The sequence below is a fragment of the Virgibacillus litoralis genome, assembly GCF_017873675.1.
GTDB lineage: Bacteria > Bacillota > Bacilli > Bacillales > Amphibacillaceae > Lentibacillus > Lentibacillus litoralis.
On the sequence record NZ_JAGGKK010000009.1, the window covers coordinates 132321 to 151055 of the forward strand.

The 18735-nt window shown below is 38.6% G+C and carries 14 protein-coding genes; 7 read left to right on the forward strand and 7 right to left on the reverse strand.

Going from position 1 to position 18735, the window contains the following annotated elements:
• Positions 1-11: 11 nt before the first annotated feature.
• The 6 genes from galU to gltB form a co-directional block, all read right to left on the reverse strand.
• Positions 12-890 carry a UTP--glucose-1-phosphate uridylyltransferase GalU gene (gene galU, locus J2Z82_RS09690; RefSeq protein WP_209480599.1) on the reverse strand — a complete coding sequence of 293 codons (879 nt, stop codon included), beginning with the start codon at positions 888-890 and terminating at the stop codon, positions 12-14.
• 14 nt (positions 891-904) lie between these two features.
• Complete coding sequence (locus tag J2Z82_RS09695; protein WP_209480600.1) at positions 905-2731, reverse strand: polysaccharide biosynthesis protein; 1827 nt, start codon at positions 2729-2731, stop codon at positions 905-907.
• Positions 2732-2972: 241 nt separating this feature from the next.
• A complete protein-coding gene (locus J2Z82_RS09700) occupies positions 2973-3626 on the reverse strand; it encodes a CpsD/CapB family tyrosine-protein kinase (protein ID WP_245251332.1) in 654 nt (217 codons plus the stop codon).
• The gene (locus J2Z82_RS09705; protein ID WP_209480602.1) at positions 3616-4350 is read right to left on the reverse strand and encodes a YveK family protein; all 735 of its coding nucleotides are present in this window, start codon (positions 4348-4350) and stop codon (positions 3616-3618) included. Before J2Z82_RS09705 ends, J2Z82_RS09700 begins: the two co-directional genes overlap by 11 nt.
• Positions 4351-4645: 295 nt before the next feature.
• Positions 4646-6130, reverse strand: coding sequence for a glutamate synthase subunit beta (locus tag J2Z82_RS09710; RefSeq protein WP_209480603.1), 1485 nt, complete (start codon positions 6128-6130; stop codon positions 4646-4648).
• 191 nt (positions 6131-6321) lie between these two features.
• Positions 6322-10944, reverse strand: a complete 4623-nt coding sequence (gene gltB, locus J2Z82_RS09715; protein ID WP_209480604.1) for a glutamate synthase large subunit — start codon at positions 10942-10944, stop codon at positions 6322-6324.
• A gap of 350 nt (positions 10945-11294) precedes the next feature.
• On the opposite strand from gltB, the gene J2Z82_RS09720 reads away from it, so the two are divergent.
• The 6 genes from J2Z82_RS09720 to J2Z82_RS09745 all read left to right on the forward strand — a co-directional run bounded on the left by J2Z82_RS09720 (position 11295) and on the right by J2Z82_RS09745 (position 16564).
• Positions 11295-12737, forward strand: coding sequence for a HAMP domain-containing sensor histidine kinase (locus J2Z82_RS09720; RefSeq protein WP_209480605.1), 1443 nt, complete (start codon positions 11295-11297; stop codon positions 12735-12737).
• Complete coding sequence (locus J2Z82_RS09725; RefSeq protein ID WP_209480606.1) at positions 12721-13431, forward strand: response regulator; 711 nt, start codon at positions 12721-12723, stop codon at positions 13429-13431. Before J2Z82_RS09720 ends, J2Z82_RS09725 begins: the two co-directional genes overlap by 17 nt.
• A gap of 199 nt (positions 13432-13630) precedes the next feature.
• Positions 13631-13900, forward strand: coding sequence for a hypothetical protein (locus tag J2Z82_RS09730; RefSeq protein ID WP_209480607.1), 270 nt, complete (start codon positions 13631-13633; stop codon positions 13898-13900).
• Positions 13901-14188: 288 nt separating this feature from the next.
• Positions 14189-14683, forward strand: a complete 495-nt coding sequence (locus tag J2Z82_RS09735) for a hypothetical protein (protein ID WP_209480608.1) — start codon at positions 14189-14191, stop codon at positions 14681-14683.
• A 15-nt stretch (positions 14684-14698) separates the two neighbouring features.
• The gene (locus tag J2Z82_RS09740) at positions 14699-15106 is read left to right on the forward strand and encodes a DUF6220 domain-containing protein (protein ID WP_209480609.1); all 408 of its coding nucleotides are present in this window, start codon (positions 14699-14701) and stop codon (positions 15104-15106) included.
• 456 nt (positions 15107-15562) lie between these two features.
• The gene (locus J2Z82_RS09745) at positions 15563-16564 is read left to right on the forward strand and encodes an LLM class flavin-dependent oxidoreductase (RefSeq protein WP_209480610.1); all 1002 of its coding nucleotides are present in this window, start codon (positions 15563-15565) and stop codon (positions 16562-16564) included.
• A 49-nt stretch (positions 16565-16613) separates the two neighbouring features.
• On the opposite strand, the gene J2Z82_RS09750 is transcribed toward J2Z82_RS09745, so the two are convergent.
• Positions 16614-17366 carry an SDR family NAD(P)-dependent oxidoreductase gene (locus J2Z82_RS09750; RefSeq protein ID WP_209480611.1) on the reverse strand — a complete coding sequence of 251 codons (753 nt, stop codon included), beginning with the start codon at positions 17364-17366 and terminating at the stop codon, positions 16614-16616.
• Between the two features lie 237 nt (positions 17367-17603).
• Here J2Z82_RS09750 and J2Z82_RS09755 point away from each other — a divergent pair, with 237 nt between their 5' ends.
• Positions 17604-18368 (forward strand): C40 family peptidase, encoded by a 765-nt coding sequence (locus J2Z82_RS09755; RefSeq protein ID WP_209480612.1) that lies wholly within the window; start codon positions 17604-17606, stop codon positions 18366-18368.
• The last annotated feature ends 367 nt before the right edge of the window (positions 18369-18735 follow it).

Below are 18735 nucleotides of genomic sequence, written 5' to 3' on the forward strand. Positions count from 1 at the left end.
TAGCTATAGCTCTATTTTGTTAATTCTGTTTCGACAACTGTTGAAAGATAATCCAATAAGTCTTTACGCAAATCTTCCCGCTCCAAGGCTAATTCTATAGTTGTCTGGATAAATCCCATCTTTTCTCCAACATCATAGCGCTTTCCTTCAAAATCATATGCATACACCGCTTCGTGCTTATTAAGTTCTGCAATGGCATCTGTTAGCTGTATTTCATCTCCGGTGCCTGGCTTTTGGTTACCCAGAATTTCGAATATTTGCGGGCTTAGTATGTATCTTCCTAGGATGGCCAGATTGGATGGCGCGTCTTCCTGTTTTGGTTTTTCCACCAGATTATGAACATTATAAAGATGATTTTCTATTGTACTGCCACCAACTATTCCGTACCTCGAAACATCGGCATCCCTTACTGTTTGCACACCTAATATTGAGGCGTTATATCGATTATGCTGGTCTATCAGCTGCTTAAGGCATGGGGTTTCAGCTTTGACAATGTCATCTCCAAGCAGCACTGCAAAAGGTTCATTTCCGATGAATTTACGTGCACACCAAATTGCATGGCCAAGGCCTTTAGGTTCTTTCTGGCGAATATAATGGATATCCACCATCTTTGAGGATTTTTGTACTTCACTTAATAAGTCAAACTTACCTTTATCGAATAAATTCTGCTCCAGTTCAAACGAGTTATCAAAGTGATCCTCGATAGCTCTTTTGCCTTTTCCGGTTACGATAATAATGTCTTCAATCCCTGATTCAATTGCTTCTTCAACAATGTATTGGATCGTTGGCTTATCAACAATAGGCAGCATCTCTTTTGGCATTGCCTTTGTTGCTGGAAGAAATCTTGTTCCTAACCCCGCTGCTGGTATAATCGCTTTTTTTACTTTCATTTTGATTGCCCCCTTTATAATGAAATAGCTTTTCGTTGTTGCTGAACCACATCATTATTTGCGAGATTTATTAATTTTTTCCTGAGAATATCTCTTTCAAATTTGGTATAACTTGAAACAATTTCTTCAATATCTTCCACATAAATACTCGTGGTTTTTCCGATATAAATCTTGGAGTACACTTGCTTTTCGTTTACTTCATCTGCTTTTAGTAACTCTTCAAAAAGCTTTTCACCTGGTCTTATCCCAGTAAACTCTAATCCAATTTCATCAATTGAATTACCGGATAGTTTGATAAGATTCTTGGCAAGCTCGACTATCTTTACTGGATCTCCCATATCCAGAACAAAGATTTCTCCACCTCTTGCCAATGCACCAGCCTGAATAACCAATCTTGACGATTCTGGGATAGTCATGAAATAGCGAACCATATCAGGGTGGGTAACTGTTACCGGACCACCTTTTTCAATTTGTTTTTTAAATAGTGGAATAACACTTCCGCGGCTTCCCAATACATTGCCAAATCTGACTGCAACAAATTTTGTACCGCTATTTTGATCCATGTCTTGAATGACCATTTCAGCAAGTCTTTTTGATGCACCCATAACACTTGTAGGATTTACTGCTTTATCTGTTGATACCATTACGAATGTGTCAACCTTATTTAAATGTGCAGCATGAGCAATATTTGTTGTTCCAATAATATTATTCTTAACTGCTTCTTCGGGGTTGCGCTCCATTAACGGAACATGTTTATGTGCTGCAGCATGATAGATAACGTCAGGTTTATATGTGCTGACTACCGACAACATCTTCCTGGCATCCTGTATATCAGCTATTTCTGTTACAAAATCAATTTCATCCGTTTTAAAGTTTTCTTTTAGCTCCATTTCAATCGTATAGATACTGTTCTCACCATGGCCAAGTAAAACAAGCTGCTTTGGACTGAATTCTGAAATTTGTCTTGATATTTCGGATCCTATCGAACCACCAGCACCTGTAACTAAGACAACTTTATCTCTAATGTTGTCTGAGATGCTTTCGATATCCATTTCCACAGGATCACGCCCTAGAAGATCTTCTACTTGGACATCACGAAATTGATTAACGGAAACTTTTCCTGTTATCAAATCCTCCAATAATGGAAGGATTTTCGTCTGGGCTTTTGTTTTGGCACATTCCTGAAAAATGATATTTAAATCTTTCTTACTAAGGGAGGGAATCGAAATGATAATATTATCAATCTCGAATTCTTCTACACATCCTGCTATTTGTTTAACCCCGCCTACCACGGGAAGACCTAGGATATCAAGCTGATGTTTCTTCAGATCATCATCGATAAATGCAACTGGTAATAGATTCCCCTCATTATGTTTTAATAGCTGTCTTGCAACCATTGTCCCTGCTGAACCTGCGCCAATAATTAATGTTCTGATTTTATTATCCTGCTTATTCATAATTGAGTCACGGTATAATCTCCATACGAACCTTGAACCGCCAATTAGAAACATATCCAGCAGCCATGTAACGGCAAGAAGTCTAAATGAAATATCGTTCAGAAAAATAAATTGGATAACAGCCGCGGATAGAATGGAGTAGGATACTATTTTAAAGATTATTAATAATTCTTTGGTACTGGCATATTCCCAGACTTTTTTGTAGAGTTTGTATTTTATCGAGAAAAAGTAATGACACAGCAATATTGCTATTGAAATTACAGTTAACGGTAAAGTTATAACATAGATACTTGCGTTAACAAGAAAGCTGCTAATAAAAATTGCAGATAATAAGATACACGAGTCAATAATGATGAATAAAGATAAGCGTTGACGGTATGTCATACATATCCTCCTTCCTTTTAAAGGTCATAAAATTAATTTATGTATGTATGGGCATTTAACCCGCCCTCACACCACACTATCGACGACTGGCGTCTAAGGTTTATATTGGATAAACCCACAGCATGATCGAGTGCCTACATGGATAATGGTAAGTAGACATCACCAATAATTCTTAATAAAAGATGATAATAACGATTATTTTCTTAATAAAGAACGATTTGTTTAAAAAAAATCTGTCTTACTACTTATTTACAATCACACCTACTATTTCTGCGTGGGCAAGGTCCAAAACCCTTTGTGCCTCAATGGCTTTCTCCATTCCCGTCTTACCACGTTGCAAAATTAAAACGACGCCATCACACATATTTGCCAGTATTCTGGTTTCTGTAAAGTCTAAAACAGTCGGAGAGTCGATCAACACCATATCATAAGCATTTGTTTCTTTATTTAAGAGGTCTATCATTAACTCATTTCCAAGTAACTCTGCAGGATTAACAAGTGTGGAACCACTTGTAAGTACTTTTAGTTTTCCAATTCCCGGAATGTACGTTGCCTCTTCAAACGATATTTTGCCACTAAGTACATCCGTTAACCCAATGTCATTCGATGTTTTAAATACATTATGGATATTCGGATTTCTCAAGTTGGCATCGATTAATAATACTTTCTCCTTTTGCTGGGCCATGGAAACTGCAAGATTTGCTATTAACGTTGTTTTGCCTTCACCTGAACCTGGAGATGTCATAAGAAAAGTCCTATTTTCTTTCTCTTCCGTTAAAAATTTAATATTAGTTCGGATGGTTCTAAATTGGTCAGAAATTATCGAGTTTGAACTTGTGTATGTGATAAGATTTTGTTTTTTTAAGTTGGCAGTTTGTGTCCTTTTATTTAACATCAACTGTTTCACCTCTAATTTCAAGTTGCTTATGTTTTGTTTGCTGGGCCGTTAATTTCTTCTTGTTCATATTGGAAACAGTGCCAAGTACATGCACCCCTAGAACCTCCTCAATTTCAAGTTCTTTATTGATTGTGTCGTCCATTGAATCCAGTAAAAACACCAATCCCGTTCCAGCAATAATTCCAAATACAAATGCAATGATGACGGTTTTATTTTGCCCCCCATTTATAGGAGTAGCATTCACCATCGCTTCATTTAAAATCTGTACGTCATTAAAATTAAGTATATTAGCTACTCTGCTTTTAAATGCCACTGCAGTTGAATCTGCAATAGCAGCAGCCAATTGCGGATCAGTATTCGTGACAGATATATTAATAATCTGAGAACCTTCCACTCTCTGTACTTCTATCTGACTTTTAATACTTCCTGATGACTGTGATAACCCTAAGTCTTCCTTAACCATATTCATAACGATTGAATCTGTAACCATGACCATAATCGTACTCATAGACTCGGCTTCTGGACCAATAATGACATCCGTTGATGTATTATAAATTGGAGTGCTATTTGTAGTTATATAGAAATGCCCAGCTAAAGTAGTGATAACAGTAATCAAAGCAATAATCCAAAACTTCTTTTTGATCAGAATAAAAAAATCTTTTAAATTTACTTCTTTAGCCGTTCTTCGATCTATGTATCGATTTTGTTTTAATCTGCTCAATAGCACCAGCCACCCTATCTTATAGAATTAAATATATATGCATAAAGCACATTTATATTCTTTATAACGAACATTTATTCCAAAAAAATTTCTCGTACTCGTGAGAATATAATTTATATGATTAACACCTATTTTAGTTCTTTATAATGAACAAGTCAACAGTTATTTGGAATTTATTTTAAAATTTTTACTAATTAATACTTAATAAAGAACATATGCTTGTAATCACCCTATTTATTAACTTAATTATTTTAACCAATTAAAAAGCACCCCCACAATTGGGAGTGCTTTACTTTTATGGCAATACGGTTTCACCCATCAAATACCGATCACATTCACGTGCAGCTTCACGGCCCTCATTAATAGCCCATACAATCAGGCTTTGGCCACGTCGCATGTCACCAGCAGCGAACACGCCATCGACGTTTGTTGTATATTCACCATACGCAGCTTCGATGGTGGAATTTGGGCTTCGCTCAACATCAAGCTGATTCAACAGGTCCTGTTCTGGTCCGGTAAAACCAATTGCAATCAAAACAAGATCGGCTGGCCATACTTTTTCGGTACCTGGTATTTCGTCACGAATCTTTTTCCCGCCTTCATAGCGAAGTTTTACGTTGACCGTATGAACTTCTTTAATATGTCCATTATCATCGCCAACAAATTTCTTGGTCATAACTGCATATGCACGAGGGTCCTCCCCAAGCGTGCTTGCCGCTTCCTTATGCCCGTACTCTACTCGGTGAATCACTGGGTATTGTGGCCACGGGTTAGTTTCCTCATCACGTGTTGATCCTTTTTTATCGTAAATGTCAAACTGAGTAAGACTCTTACAGTTGTGACGAACTGATGTTGCAAGGCAGTCAGTTCCAGTATCACCGCCACCGATAACAATAACATCTTTATCAGTTGCTGAAATATAATTGCCATCCGTTAAATTGGAGTCAAGCAGGCTTTTTGTGTTTGCGTGCAGAAAATCCATCGCATGATGAACACCTTTCAGTTTACTGCCCTCGACCTCGATATCACGGTGAACAGCAGCGCCACCGCATAGAATAGTAGAATCGTAATCTGATTCGAGTTCAGGAACTGTTATATCCTTACCAACTTCGGTATTTGTAATAAATGTTATACCTTCCTGTTCCAAAATATCCACACGGCGTTTTACAATCTCGTAAGATAGTTTCATCTCAGGAATTCCGTATGTCAGTAATCCGCCTACTCGGTCACTACGTTCAAATACCGTAACGGTGTGTCCTGCTTTATTCAACTGTGCAGCCGCGGCAAGTCCAGCTGGTCCAGACCCAACGACTGCTACTTTCTTCCCTGTTCGTTTCTCGGGAGGATTTGGTACCACCCATCCTTCGTCGAAACCTTTTTCGATAATCGAGCGTTCAATCGTTTTAATTGCCACAGGTGGTTCATTTATACTTAACACACATGCTCCTTCACATGGAGCAGGACATGCGATTCCTGTGAATTCAGGGAAGTTATTCATTTCATGTTCACGTTCCAATGCTTCTTTCCATTTACCCTCATAAACAAGATGATTCCATTCAGGAATAAGGTGGTAAACGGGGCAACCGGTTGTTACGCCATTGATTTCCATCCCGGTATGGCATGTTGGAACGCCACAATCCATACAGCGTGCCCCTTGCTCCTGGACTTCTTTCTCTGACAATGGTTCTGTATAGTCGACCCAGTCTTTCGTGCGTTCGGCTGGGTCACGTTCTTTTTGTGCTTGACGGCTATATTCCATAAATCCCGTTTGTTTCCCCATTAGACTCCTCCTTCTTTTGTGAAGATTCTTTTATTTTTTTGTTATTTAAACCTCGCAGTGATATAAACTAAGACACAACTTTGCAGTCCATATAGTTACATATAGTGTTGCCCCCTGATCACGCAGCTGGAATATACTCGCTTTCACAGTGTCTTCCTTAGCCGAGGGCTCACCACGAGCCTCCGACGATATCACTTCATAACGGGTTCTAATTTTTCGATTTCTGTTTTTATATTACTGACTCCATTTTTACTTTCTTCAAATGCTTTCATTTCTGCATCAAATTTCGTTAAACCACTATTTTTGAGTTCTTGAATTCGATTTTGAATTTTAATGTACGATTTAGGGATAACTCGAACAAAACGACCTGCATATATCTCCCAATAAGCAAGAATTCGTTTAGCATGTTTACTCCCAGTATAAAGGATATGCCGTTCGATCATTTCTCTAATATCATTTATTTCTGACTGATTAGTCAGTGGGTCCACACTTACTAGCTCAGGATTTACATTCTCATTGAAAGTGCCTTCCTCATCGAATATATATGCAACGCCACCTGACATGCCTGCTGCAAAGTTACGACCAGTTTGGCCTAATACGACTACTTTCCCACCAGTCATGTACTCGCATCCATGGCCGCCAACTCCCTCTACAACGACGTTTGCACCACTATTTCTGACACAAAAACGTTCGCCAGCAATTCCTTCAATATACGCTTCACCTGCTGATGCCCCATAAAAAGCAACATTTCCAACAATAATATTATCTTTTGGCTGGAAGGTTGCAACTGTATCAGGGTGCACAATTATTTTTCCACCTGATAATCCTTTTCCAACAAAGTCGTTGGCATCTCCTACAAGGCGTAAAGTCATGCCCCGCGGAATAAACCCTCCAAAGCTTTGACCAGCCGAACCTTTGAGTGTTAAGTCAATAGTGTCTTCTGGCAGTCCTTCCTCACCGTAGCGACGAGTTATTTCACTTCCAAGCAGCGTACCGGTAACCCGGTTAATATTACGAATCGCTGTTGTGAATTGAACTGGCTCTTTATTTTCTATTGCCCGCTGACAGCTTGGAATGAGTTCTTGGTAATCAAGGGTTTTCTCGATTCCGTGATCTTGCTTTATCTTGTTATATCGACCAACCTTTGCTGGCAGATCTGGCTGGTAAAGAAGCGCAGATAAGTCAACATCTTTTGCTTTCCAGTGATCAATGTTTTCATTTCTCTCGAGCGAATCGGTATTACCGACCATTTCATTTATTGTTCTAAAGCCTAATTCTGCCATGATTTCGCGTGTTTCCTGTGCAATAAATCGCATAAAATTCGCAACATGCTCTGCTTCGCCTGTGAATTTTTTACGTAATTCCGGATTTTGTGTTGCCACACCAACCGGACACGTATCCAAATGACAAACTCGCATCATTACACAGCCTAGTACAACAAGTGGGGCTGTTGAAAACCCATACTCTTCTGCCCCAAGCAATGTCGCATAGACAACATCATGACCTGTCATCATCTTTCCATCAGCTTCTACTGCAATACGGTCTCGTAAACCGTTCAATAAAAGAGTTTGATGGGTTTCAGCAAGTCCGATTTCCCATGGCAGTCCAGTATGCTTAAGGCTGGTTCTTGGAGCTGCACCGGTTCCACCGTCATAACCACTAATTAACACATGATCGGCACGACCTTTTGCTACACCAGCGGCAATCGTACCAACACCAACAGCAGATACAAGCTTAACGCTAATCCGAGCATCTGGATTTGTGTTTTTCAAATTATGGATTAACTCGGCTAAATCCTCAATCGAGTAAATATCATGATGCGGTGGCGGTGAGATTAACTCAACACCAGGCGTTGATCCACGAACTTCGGCAATCCAAGGATATACCTTCTTGCCTGGAAGATGTCCACCTTCACCAGGCTTTGCACCTTGAGCGACCTTGATTTGAATTTCATCTGCATTCACAAGGTAATGACTATTCACACCAAATCTACCAGATGCAACCTGTTTAATAGCACTTCTTCTGGTATCACCATTAGCATCAGGCGTAAATCGATTTGGATCTTCACCGCCTTCACCAGAATTGCTTTTACCGCCAATACGGTTCATAGCAACTGCCAATGCTTCATGGGCTTCCTGACTTATTGCTCCGTATGACATTGCACCAGTTTTAAATCTGGCACAAATAGCTTCAACCGATTCAACTTCATCAATCGGGATCGATGCTTGCTTTTTATAACGCATTAATCCACGGAGTGATTGCAGATTGTTTCGTTCATCAGTCAGCAGCTTAGAATATTTCTTGAAAATATCATAGCTGTTCGTCCGACATGCATGCTGCAGCATATGGATTGTACTCGGATTATATTGATGGTCTTCGCCGTCTCCTCGAAACTGAAACTCGTCTCCCGCAGTTAAAGCTTTGTTACCCCCACGGTTCTCAGTAAACGCTGCTTGATGGCGCAAGAGTACTTCTTGTTCAATTGTCTTTAAGCCGATACCGCTAAGTCTTGACGCTGTTCGAGTGAAATATTTATCTATCACATCGCTCCTAATACCGACAGCTTCAAAAATCTGCGCGCCACGATAACTTTGAATCGTTGAGATTCCCATCTTGGACAAGATTTTAATAATGCCATCTGTAACAGAAGTAATATATTGGTCAATTGCCTGATGCTTAGAAGAAACAGCTTCGATGTCGTTATTTTCAACGAGATCACCGATTGTATCAAACGCCAAATAAGGATTTATCACTTCTGCTCCATACCCTATAAGCGTTGCAAAGTGATGTACCTCTCTCGGTTCGCCTGATTCAACTAAAAGACTAACTTTGGTTCTAATACCTTTTCGAATCAGGTAGTGATGCAGTCCTGAAACGGCTAATAACGCTGGTATCGCAACTTTTTCCTCTTTAACACCACGGTCGGATAATATAAGCAGTGTCGAACCGTCAGCTATTGCTTCATCTGCTTTTTCAAACAGAACATCTAACGATCCCTCTAGACTTCCTTCTTTTGCATCGAAAAGGGTGGATAACGTTGCTGCTTTGAATCCAGGCAAATGCTCTGCACGGAGTTTTTCCAATTGACCCTTTGTTACAATAGGTGTTTTTAACCTTATATGCTTACAGCTATCTGGACCCGGATTAACAAGGTCTCCTTCAGCACCAATCGTTGTTTGCGCCATCGTTACAATCTTTTCACGGATTGCATCGATTGGCGGGTTCGTTACTTGGGCAAAAAGCTGCTTAAAATAGTTATATAATAGCTGTGGTTTTTTTGAAAGAACTGCAAGTGGTGAATCATACCCCATTGAACCAATCGGATCTTTTCCATCACTGACAAGTGGCTTGATAATTTTATTTAATTCTTCACGTGTATAGCCAAACGCTAGCTGTTGCTCTAATAATGTATCATCACGATACGACGGCTGCTGCACTGTGGTTTCAGGAATATCCTCGAGGTTTTTCATGTTCGTAAGCCAATCTTTATATGGCTCCTCAGCAGCAATTTCCATTTTAATTTGTTCATCTGGTACAATGGTTCCTTTTTCCAAGTCTACAAGCAGCATTTTCCCTGGATGCAGTCGTTCTTTGTAAAGGACTTCATCAGCAAAAATGTCCAGAGCACCTACTTCTGACCCAAGCACAATCATGCCACCTTTTGTAACATAATAACGTGCAGGCCTTAGCCCGTTTCTGTCCAAACATGCACCAATTTGATTGCCGTCAGTATATACGAGTGCTGCAGGTCCATCCCACGGTTCCATTAAGGTACTATGAAATTCATAAAAATCACGTTTCTCCTGATTCATTGCATCATCATTTGCCCATGGCTCAGGCACCATCATCATTGCAGTATGGGCAAGCGAACGACCTGATAAATGTAAGTATTCAAATGTATTATCGAATATTGATGAGTCACTTCCATCATCATCAATAACAGGCAGTATTTTTTCTATATCCTCATCACTAAAATACGCTGACGAACAAAGCTGTTCACGTGCATGCATCCAATTTACGTTACCTCGCAAGGTATTAAACTCACCATTATGAATCGTATATCGGTTTGGATGTGACCGTTTCCAGCTTGGGAAGGTGTTCGTACTAAAGCGAGAGTGTACTAATGCTAACGCGGACTTAAAATTCGGATGGTTTAGATCAATATAGAAGGAATCCAGCTGTTCAGGAATAAGCATACCCTTATACACAATTGTGCGGGTTGATAAGCTGCTAACGTAAACGTCCTCAAATCCTGATAGACTGGCAAGTTCCTTTTCCACCCGTTTACGAATTACATATAGTTTACGTTCAAATGCCATTTGATCGGCCAGGTCATCCGACTTCTGAATAAACACCTGACGGATAAACGGCTTCCGCTTTGCCGCAACTTTTCCAATGAAGGATTCGTTTATTGGTACAGGCCTCCAGCCTAGGAAGGTTTGGCCCTCTTCGCGAATAATATTTTCAAATATCTCCTTACTCTTTAGTCTGGTCTCACGGTCCTGAGGGAGAAAAGTCATCCCAATGCCATATTCACCAGCTTGAGGTAAAGCGATATTTTCTTTTTCACATTGCTTTTGGAAAAATCGATGAGGAATCTGTGTAAGTATACCTGCACCATCACCTGTACTTGTGTCAGCTGACTGACCACCACGGTGCTCTAAATTACACAGAATGTTTATCGCATTTTGTACGATGTTATGTGTCTTTTCGCCATTTATATTTGCAATCATCCCAATACCGCATGCTTCGTGTTCCATATCAGGATGATACAGTCCCTGCGCTTCAGGAAATCCATTTTTAGTTCTTGTCATCACAACAACTCCTCTCTTTTGTGGTGCCTTTATCCCCCGGTTTTTTCGATTTTTACCGAGCCGGATTCGTGTTTCTTTTAAAACGGTGTCCTTTAGTATATCATAAATTCAATTTTAACTCAAAATTCAGATAAGTTATTTACATACATAAGTATACAAAATAGGTTTTTGTAAACGCTGTCATTAAAGTATTTACAAAAATTTTTATACATCTTTAATGCATTACTGACAAGGGATTAAGAGTGAACGTAACTAAATTTTAGATTTTTTTATAAAAATTTTAGATTTTTTTAGAACTTGTTTAGATTTTTGCGTTATGCTAAGGAATATAACAACTGAAGGTGGATATTATGTCAATACGTAAACGGCTATTTCTGTCAAATGCAGCAATGATTGTTATGCCAATCATTTTTATTATAGTTATCGTTATTTTATTAAACCTCGTCACTAGCGGCGGTTTTAATCAATCTCAGCAAGGAGGATGGAATTCGACCGAGGGAAATGATATAGAAATATTTAATAGTTTAAAAAAAACGGCATCATTAGAACAGGGAAAATTAGATGACCCTGAATATCTCCAATCACTAACAAACCAGCTAGAAGGCGGTGATAGCGGAATAATTATTCGAAAGGGTTCAGAGCTTTCTTACACGTCGAATCGTATAGGAGATATCTCATATCATGATTTGCCGCTATTTGGTGAAAATGAGTTCAACACCAGACCTCCATTTGGGCATGATAAATATACCGTTAAGCAGTATGATTTTTATTTTGACAATGGCACAGAAGGTTCTATATTTCTATTAAGTGAATCTTCATCATTCGCACAATTCGCCAAAACATTTTTTCCGCTATTATTTATTAGCTTAATACTACTGCTTATCCTTACTAATGTGCTGTTATCTTATTTTATGTCTAAAAGCATTCTAAATCCGGTCCGTCAACTATCAAATGCTGCGGCAAATATCCGCAATGGAAATCTGGATTTTTCTGTCAAACCATTAAGCAAGGATGAGTTAGGTGAATTAGTGAAATCTTTTGATGACATGCGGTTACAATTGAAGGAATCAATGGAGCTACGTGATAAATATGAAAATAACCGAAAAGAATTGATTGCTAATATTTCACATGATTTGAAAACCCCTATCACTTCAATAATGGGCTACGTGGAGGGCATACAAGATGGTGTTGCCAATACAACAGAAAAACGAGGAAGGTATTTGGAAACCATACATGCAAAAGCTGAATATATGGATATGTTGATTAAAGAACTATCCCTATATTCCAAACTGGATGTAAAAAGCCTGCCGTTTCATTTTGAGGAAGTAAATATTAAAGCATTTATAAAGGATTATCTGGAAGAAATGAAGCCAGAACTTTTGGACAACAATGTTCATTTAACATTTAACGAGAATGCAACTTCGCAAACAACTGTTTCATTGGATAGAGACAAGCTCATTCGTGTAATGAACAATATTATTTACAACAGTATAAAATATATCGACAAAAGCGAATGTATCATACAAATTTCACTTAAGGATCTTGGTAATATGGTGGAAGTATGTATTAATGATAACGGTCCAGGAGTTTCGGAAGGCGACCTTGCCAACATTTTTAATCGATTTTACCAAACAGATCCATCACGAAATAAAGGAGGAAGTGGACTTGGTCTTGCGATAGCTTCACAAATTATTAAAGCTCATGGTGGTTCAATCAGTGCTACAAGCCCTCAAAACGGTGGATTAACTATTTGCTTCACCCTTAATGAAACTGAAGGTGATAAACATGCATAGGATATTAATCATTGAAGATGACAACAGCATTGCAGCATTGGAACAGGATTACCTTGAAATAGAAGGTTTTGAAGTCGTAATTGCTTCAGATGGAGAAACCGGTTTAGAAGCTATATCGCGACAAAACTTCAATCTTATTTTGCTAGATCTAATGCTTCCTAATATAAGTGGTTTTGAATTATGTAAGAAAATACGAAAAAATTCCGATATTCCTATACTCATGGTTACAGCTAAGGATGAAGATATTGACAAGGTACGCGGTCTTGGACTTGGTGCTGATGATTATATTGTAAAACCGTTTAGTCCCAGCGAATTGGTGGCACGAGTAAAAGCGCATCTAGCCAGATATGAACGCTTGATTAAGACAAACGACACTACCGAGGATATTCATAAAGGCGAGCTTCGAATAAATATAGCATCCCGACAAGTCTTTATCCACGAAAAGGAAGTTCCATTTACCACTCGTGAATTCGACTTATTAACATTCCTGGCCAAGCACCCGAACCAGGTTTTTAGTAAAGAGCACTTATTTGAAAAAATATGGGGTATCGAATCAATGGGTGACACAGCTACCGTAACCGTTCACGTGAAAAAAATACGCAAGAAAATTGAAAAGGATACAGCTAATCCACAATTTATTCAAACAGTGTGGGGATCCGGATATCGTTTTAAGGCTAACCATTCCATTGCTTAAACGGTTCTTTTACCTATCGCAACATTAAAAATATAATGTGAAATGCGCATCAATTTGCAAACTAATTTAATGCTCATTAGAACGACGCAGTTTAGTTGAACAAGAAGATAAAAAATTGAATTAGAGAGTATTTTTTGTTGCCAACCAAAGCTTGATAACATAACATAAAGTAGTTCTAAAAAGAAAAGAAGGGGATATTATGTGTCCACTTACTGATAATAACGAAAATAATAACGGCAATGGTAACAACTTTGCTGATATTCTACAATTCATTGGACAGTGGTTTGTGTCTACTGGAGATATAATTACTTTTGCAGGGCAAGCTATTGCACTCGAACAAGATAGGCAAGATAAAATCCAAGAGGAGCAAGACAAACAACAGCAGGAATTTCAACAACAACAAATGCAACAACAAATAGAACAGATGCAACAACAAATAAAAATTTTGCAAGAAAACATAAAAAAATAGTCTAATTAGATATTAATTTCTTATTCAGGAATTGAAATTAAATAGAAGAAAAATATCAGTTTGCTGAACTGATATTTTTTTATTTTAATAACAAGTATTACACAACTACGAAGTGTAATTCTGAGTTTTGTAATAGGAAACGGAACCCGTTATCCATAACGGGGTGGTTTTTTTGTTTCTCGTTTTTTCATCAGGTGGTTATAAAAAATTTATAAATGCTTTAGTTGGGGTTTATATCTGCTTGTTACATTAGAATAGTAGAACATTTCCTTAACAGGTGGTGAAAAAATGAAACTCTCAATTACGCCTAAAAGGTGGTTAAAAACTTGCCACATCCTGTTTGCGGCAATCATGCTAGGTAATATGGTAACCTTCTTGCTATTGAGTATAACCATAGCCATTTCCGAGAATGGACAGCTTATCGAAAGCAGTTACCAAGTCATGCATTTATTATCCAAAACATCCGTTAAAGCATCGACTTTCGGAACGATTATCACCGGCATCCTTCTTTCTATCTGGACAAAATGGGGGCTATTTAAATTTTATTGGATCATCGCAAAAGAGTTATTAACAATTCCAGTATTCGCGTTAAATTTGTGGGGAATGTACTACTGGACATTACAAGCATTTAAGCTGATTGAATCTTCAGGCGCACGCACAGATGTTTTTATCGTACAGGCAGAGCTTTGGATAGGGATAATCATCCAACTCATTTCACTACTTCTCATGTTTGGACTATCTGTATTTAAGCCATGGGGAAGGCGTACTACAGTTTCTAAATGAAAAAGGAGGGAATTCATGAAAACTGAAACACTTTCGAGTACCAATCGTTTAGTTCGAGGAATCTTAGTAGTACTTTCACTTTTATTTTTCATTTGTGTAGTTATTCAGGTATTTCTTGCTGGCATTGCAACCTTTGTTAATTATGGTAATTGGGAGCTGCATACAACTTTCATTCATTACTTTGAATTTACTCCAATTATCATGCTGATTCTTTCATTCTTTGTAAGTGTCCCTAAAAAAATACGGTGGAATTATGCCGGTCTTTACCTCTTAATCATTATGCAATATGTGACAACACAGTTAACTGCAAGCGCACCCTTTGTAGCCGCAATCCATCCAGTCATAGCAATGGTATTATTCTGGAGTTCACTTGTTACTGTAAAAGCAACTATGGAAATGATACAAAAAAATAAGGAACTATAGGAGTTGATCATTATGTATGGAGAATATTTTCATCCAATCGGTTTTTTTCTCTTTATATTACTAATCACATTTTTCATTGCAAATATTATTATCTGGAAGCGCAGAAACAGTGATAGGTGCTATTATAATAGTAGCAGCCCCAACGCAATGGCAACCTTGGACAATCGACTCGCTAAAGGCGAGGTTAGTATAGAGGAGTATAAGGAGATAAAGGAAACCTTAAAACATTAAATAGTTGCCATCAAAAGTTTAGAACTTTTGATGGCTTTTTTAGCAGATAAGAAGTCAACATGGTTTCCAAATGCGCAGCCACCCTATTAGGGAAATGATGTTTAAGTGCAACTAAGGCTTGGCGAAAAGCCAAGTTTTCTAATAGAAAAAGAGAAGCTTGTTCAAGCTAATAATTGGACGTTCTTTTCATATCGTCGTATCATTTCTCAATAAGGAGTGAATAACATGACTAAAAAAACTTTTAACAATATACCGCTATCCGTATTGGACCTTGCCCCTGTATTGGAAGGCAGCAATCCATCGGAATCTTTTAAAAATAGTGTCGACCTTGCTCAAAGTGTTGAAAAATATGGTTTTAACCGTTTCTGGCTTGCAGAACATCACAACATGCCTGGGATTGCGAGTTCAGCAACTTCAGTAATAATCGGACACATCGCTGGCGCAACCAATCACATGCGTGTCGGCGCTGGTGGTGTTATGCTACCAAACCACGCATCATTAGTTATCGCAGAACAATTTGGCACACTTGAATCCATGTATCCGGGGCGAATTGACCTCGGCTTAGGGCGTGCACCCGGAAGTGATCAAGCTACAGCATATGCCTTGCGTCGTACATTAAATCAACGTGTAGAGGATTTTCCGTTGCAGGTTGATGAGCTTGAAGCATATTTCGAGGGAACTGCCAGAGTCAGATCTGTTCCAGGTGAAGGATTAAATATTCCAATTTGGCTATTAGGCTCAAGTGGATTCAGTGCACAACTGGCTGCAAAAAAAGGCTTGTCCTTTTCATTTGCAAGTCACTTCGCACCAGATTACACGATTCCGGCTTTGAATCTTTATCGTGACAATTTCAAACCATCTGATACATTAGCAAAGCCTTATGCAATGGTTGGAGTAAATGTAATAGCCGCCGACACAGACGAACAAGCAGAGTACTTAGCAACATCACAGCAACAACAATTCCTAAGTATAAGACAAGGAAAACCTACAAAATTGCAACGTCCAATTGATGATATTGACAGCGTTTGGACCGAAATGGAAAAAGCTGCAGTCGAACAATCAATCAATTCCCGCTCAACAATTGTAGGAAGCAAGGAAACTGTAAAACAAGGACTAGAAAAGTTCCTGGAAGAAACCCAAGCTGATGAAATGATTATCAACTCACAAATTTTTGACCAGGAAGCCCGGAAACGTTCTTATGAAATCGTCGGAGAACTGATGGACTAGAACGATAAAATGCCCCTCACAACTATTACATGAGGGGCATTTTAATATATCATTTAACTGTCCAGCCACCATCAATTTTGATTGGTGCTCCGTGGATGAAATCTGATTTATCACTTGCTAGAAATACAGATAAATATGCAATTTCCTCCGGTTTTGCTGCGCGGCCTGCTGGAGTATCACTCAGCAAATCCTGAATAGCTTCATTTTCTTCAAATATTTCTTTTGTCATCGCCGTTTCTACAGCACCAGGACAAATCGCATTCGCTTTAATTCCCTTTTTGCCATAATCAAATGACAGTTGCTTTGTATAGCCTATTATACCATGTTTTGTAGGTGTATAAACTGCACCGCCTCCTCCTGCTACAAACCCTGCTATTGATGCAAAGTTAATAACCGTACCTTTCCCTTTCTCAATCATTTGAGGTAGTACCGCATTTGTCATCAGGTAAGCGCCTTTTAGATTAACACCCATTATTTGATCCCATTCATCCTCTTCTATTTCTAAAGAAGGCTTATAGTTATCCAATATACCAGCAGTATTTGATAAGATATCAATATGCCCAAAGTGTTCCAGGCCTTTATTTACCATGTCTTCAGCCTCTGCTTTTTTTGCAACATTACCTTTTACTGCAACTGCTTCTCCGCCATTATCTCTTAATTGTTGTGCAGTTTTTTCAGCTCCCTCTAAATTTATATCTGCAAGAATTACTTTTGCTCCTTCATTGGAATATTCAACCGCCTGAGCTTTTCCCATTCCAGAACCTGCACCAGTGATAAGAGCAACTTTATTCTTAAGCAACATGGAAAACGACCCCTTTCTAAATATGTTTTCAGTGCTACTATTTTCCTTTAGAAGAAAAGTCTAAACATCCAAATAAGCAAACTTGCTATTCGTTAAGCTATTTTGGTGAATTCATAGTTGCACTAAGCAATAAGAAAGTATTTATGCTTCCTTAACTAATTAAAAAATTCAATAATTTTAGCACAAATACAGTCAAACACCTATATGTTGTATTAAAAGCATATAGAGGTGTTTTCTATGAAAAATTCTGTTATATCAGGATTCACTGATGGTAATAAGATCAACATTTATATAGATTTAAATTATCCAATTGAATGTATTCAAGTGTATCGTGGCAACCAATTAGTTGGAACATATTCACCCACACCTGTGATTCGATTGCAAAACAGGAATGTACAGCTACTAACAATTGTTTGTATATTTTCTAGTGGCTACAAACATTCTACAGTCATTGCCCCTAATTTCAGACAGCCTGAAGACGATACAGTTGGCAGGGTATTCAAACCTGGCGACATCTTATGTGCCAGTGATAATTATGGAGATTTCCTGCCGCCAGGATATATGGGACACTCCGCTATAGTAGTTGATCAAGACTCTATTATTGAAGCTGTAACCTCCCATCCTCAGGTTAAAAAAAGTCCAATCGATGAGTTCCTAACTATCCATCCAATCCATGTTCATTATCGAAGTAAAGAATCAGATTCAGGAAATAAAGCAGCTAATTTTGCTGAAGAATTCCTGCAGAGCTACAATGATAAATTGGATAATGGATTAGCTGTTCCACCCTTCACATTCAGCAACCAAATCCCATTAGAAGATCTGGAGACAGGTCTCTACTGTTCAAAGCTTGTCTGGCATAGCTATTATCAAGGAGCTAATATAGCATTTAATAATGACTTCTTCCTTTTCGCACCAGAGGACCTTGCTACAACCCTTCAAAATGACAGCCGCTTTAAACAAATATATAAACACCCAGAATTCGGCTTTAAAATAGACTTGTAGGGCCTTCCCGAGAACAAAAGCGCAAGCGCCTGTTCAGCGCCGTATGGACTGCGCCCGCGCATCGCGGGTGGGTCGACGTTGCCGCGCAAAGCGGCGGTCTTAGTCGATCTTCCTTTTCCCCTGAGATAAAGGATACACGAAGAGCGTAAGCGATTCGCTGTTGACTTATCGTAGACACGGGGAGGGAAGTCCACTAGGCGCTATGCGCTGGAGCTGGACGTGGCTGATTCGGGAGTTCAGTTATCCACAGCACTTAAATTTTATAATTTCCTCACTGGCGTTGCATAAACAGGTAATAGCTAAGTCAAACATTTGAATTTTGTATCTATCATTACTAATTGAATATTCTGATATAACTTACGTCACT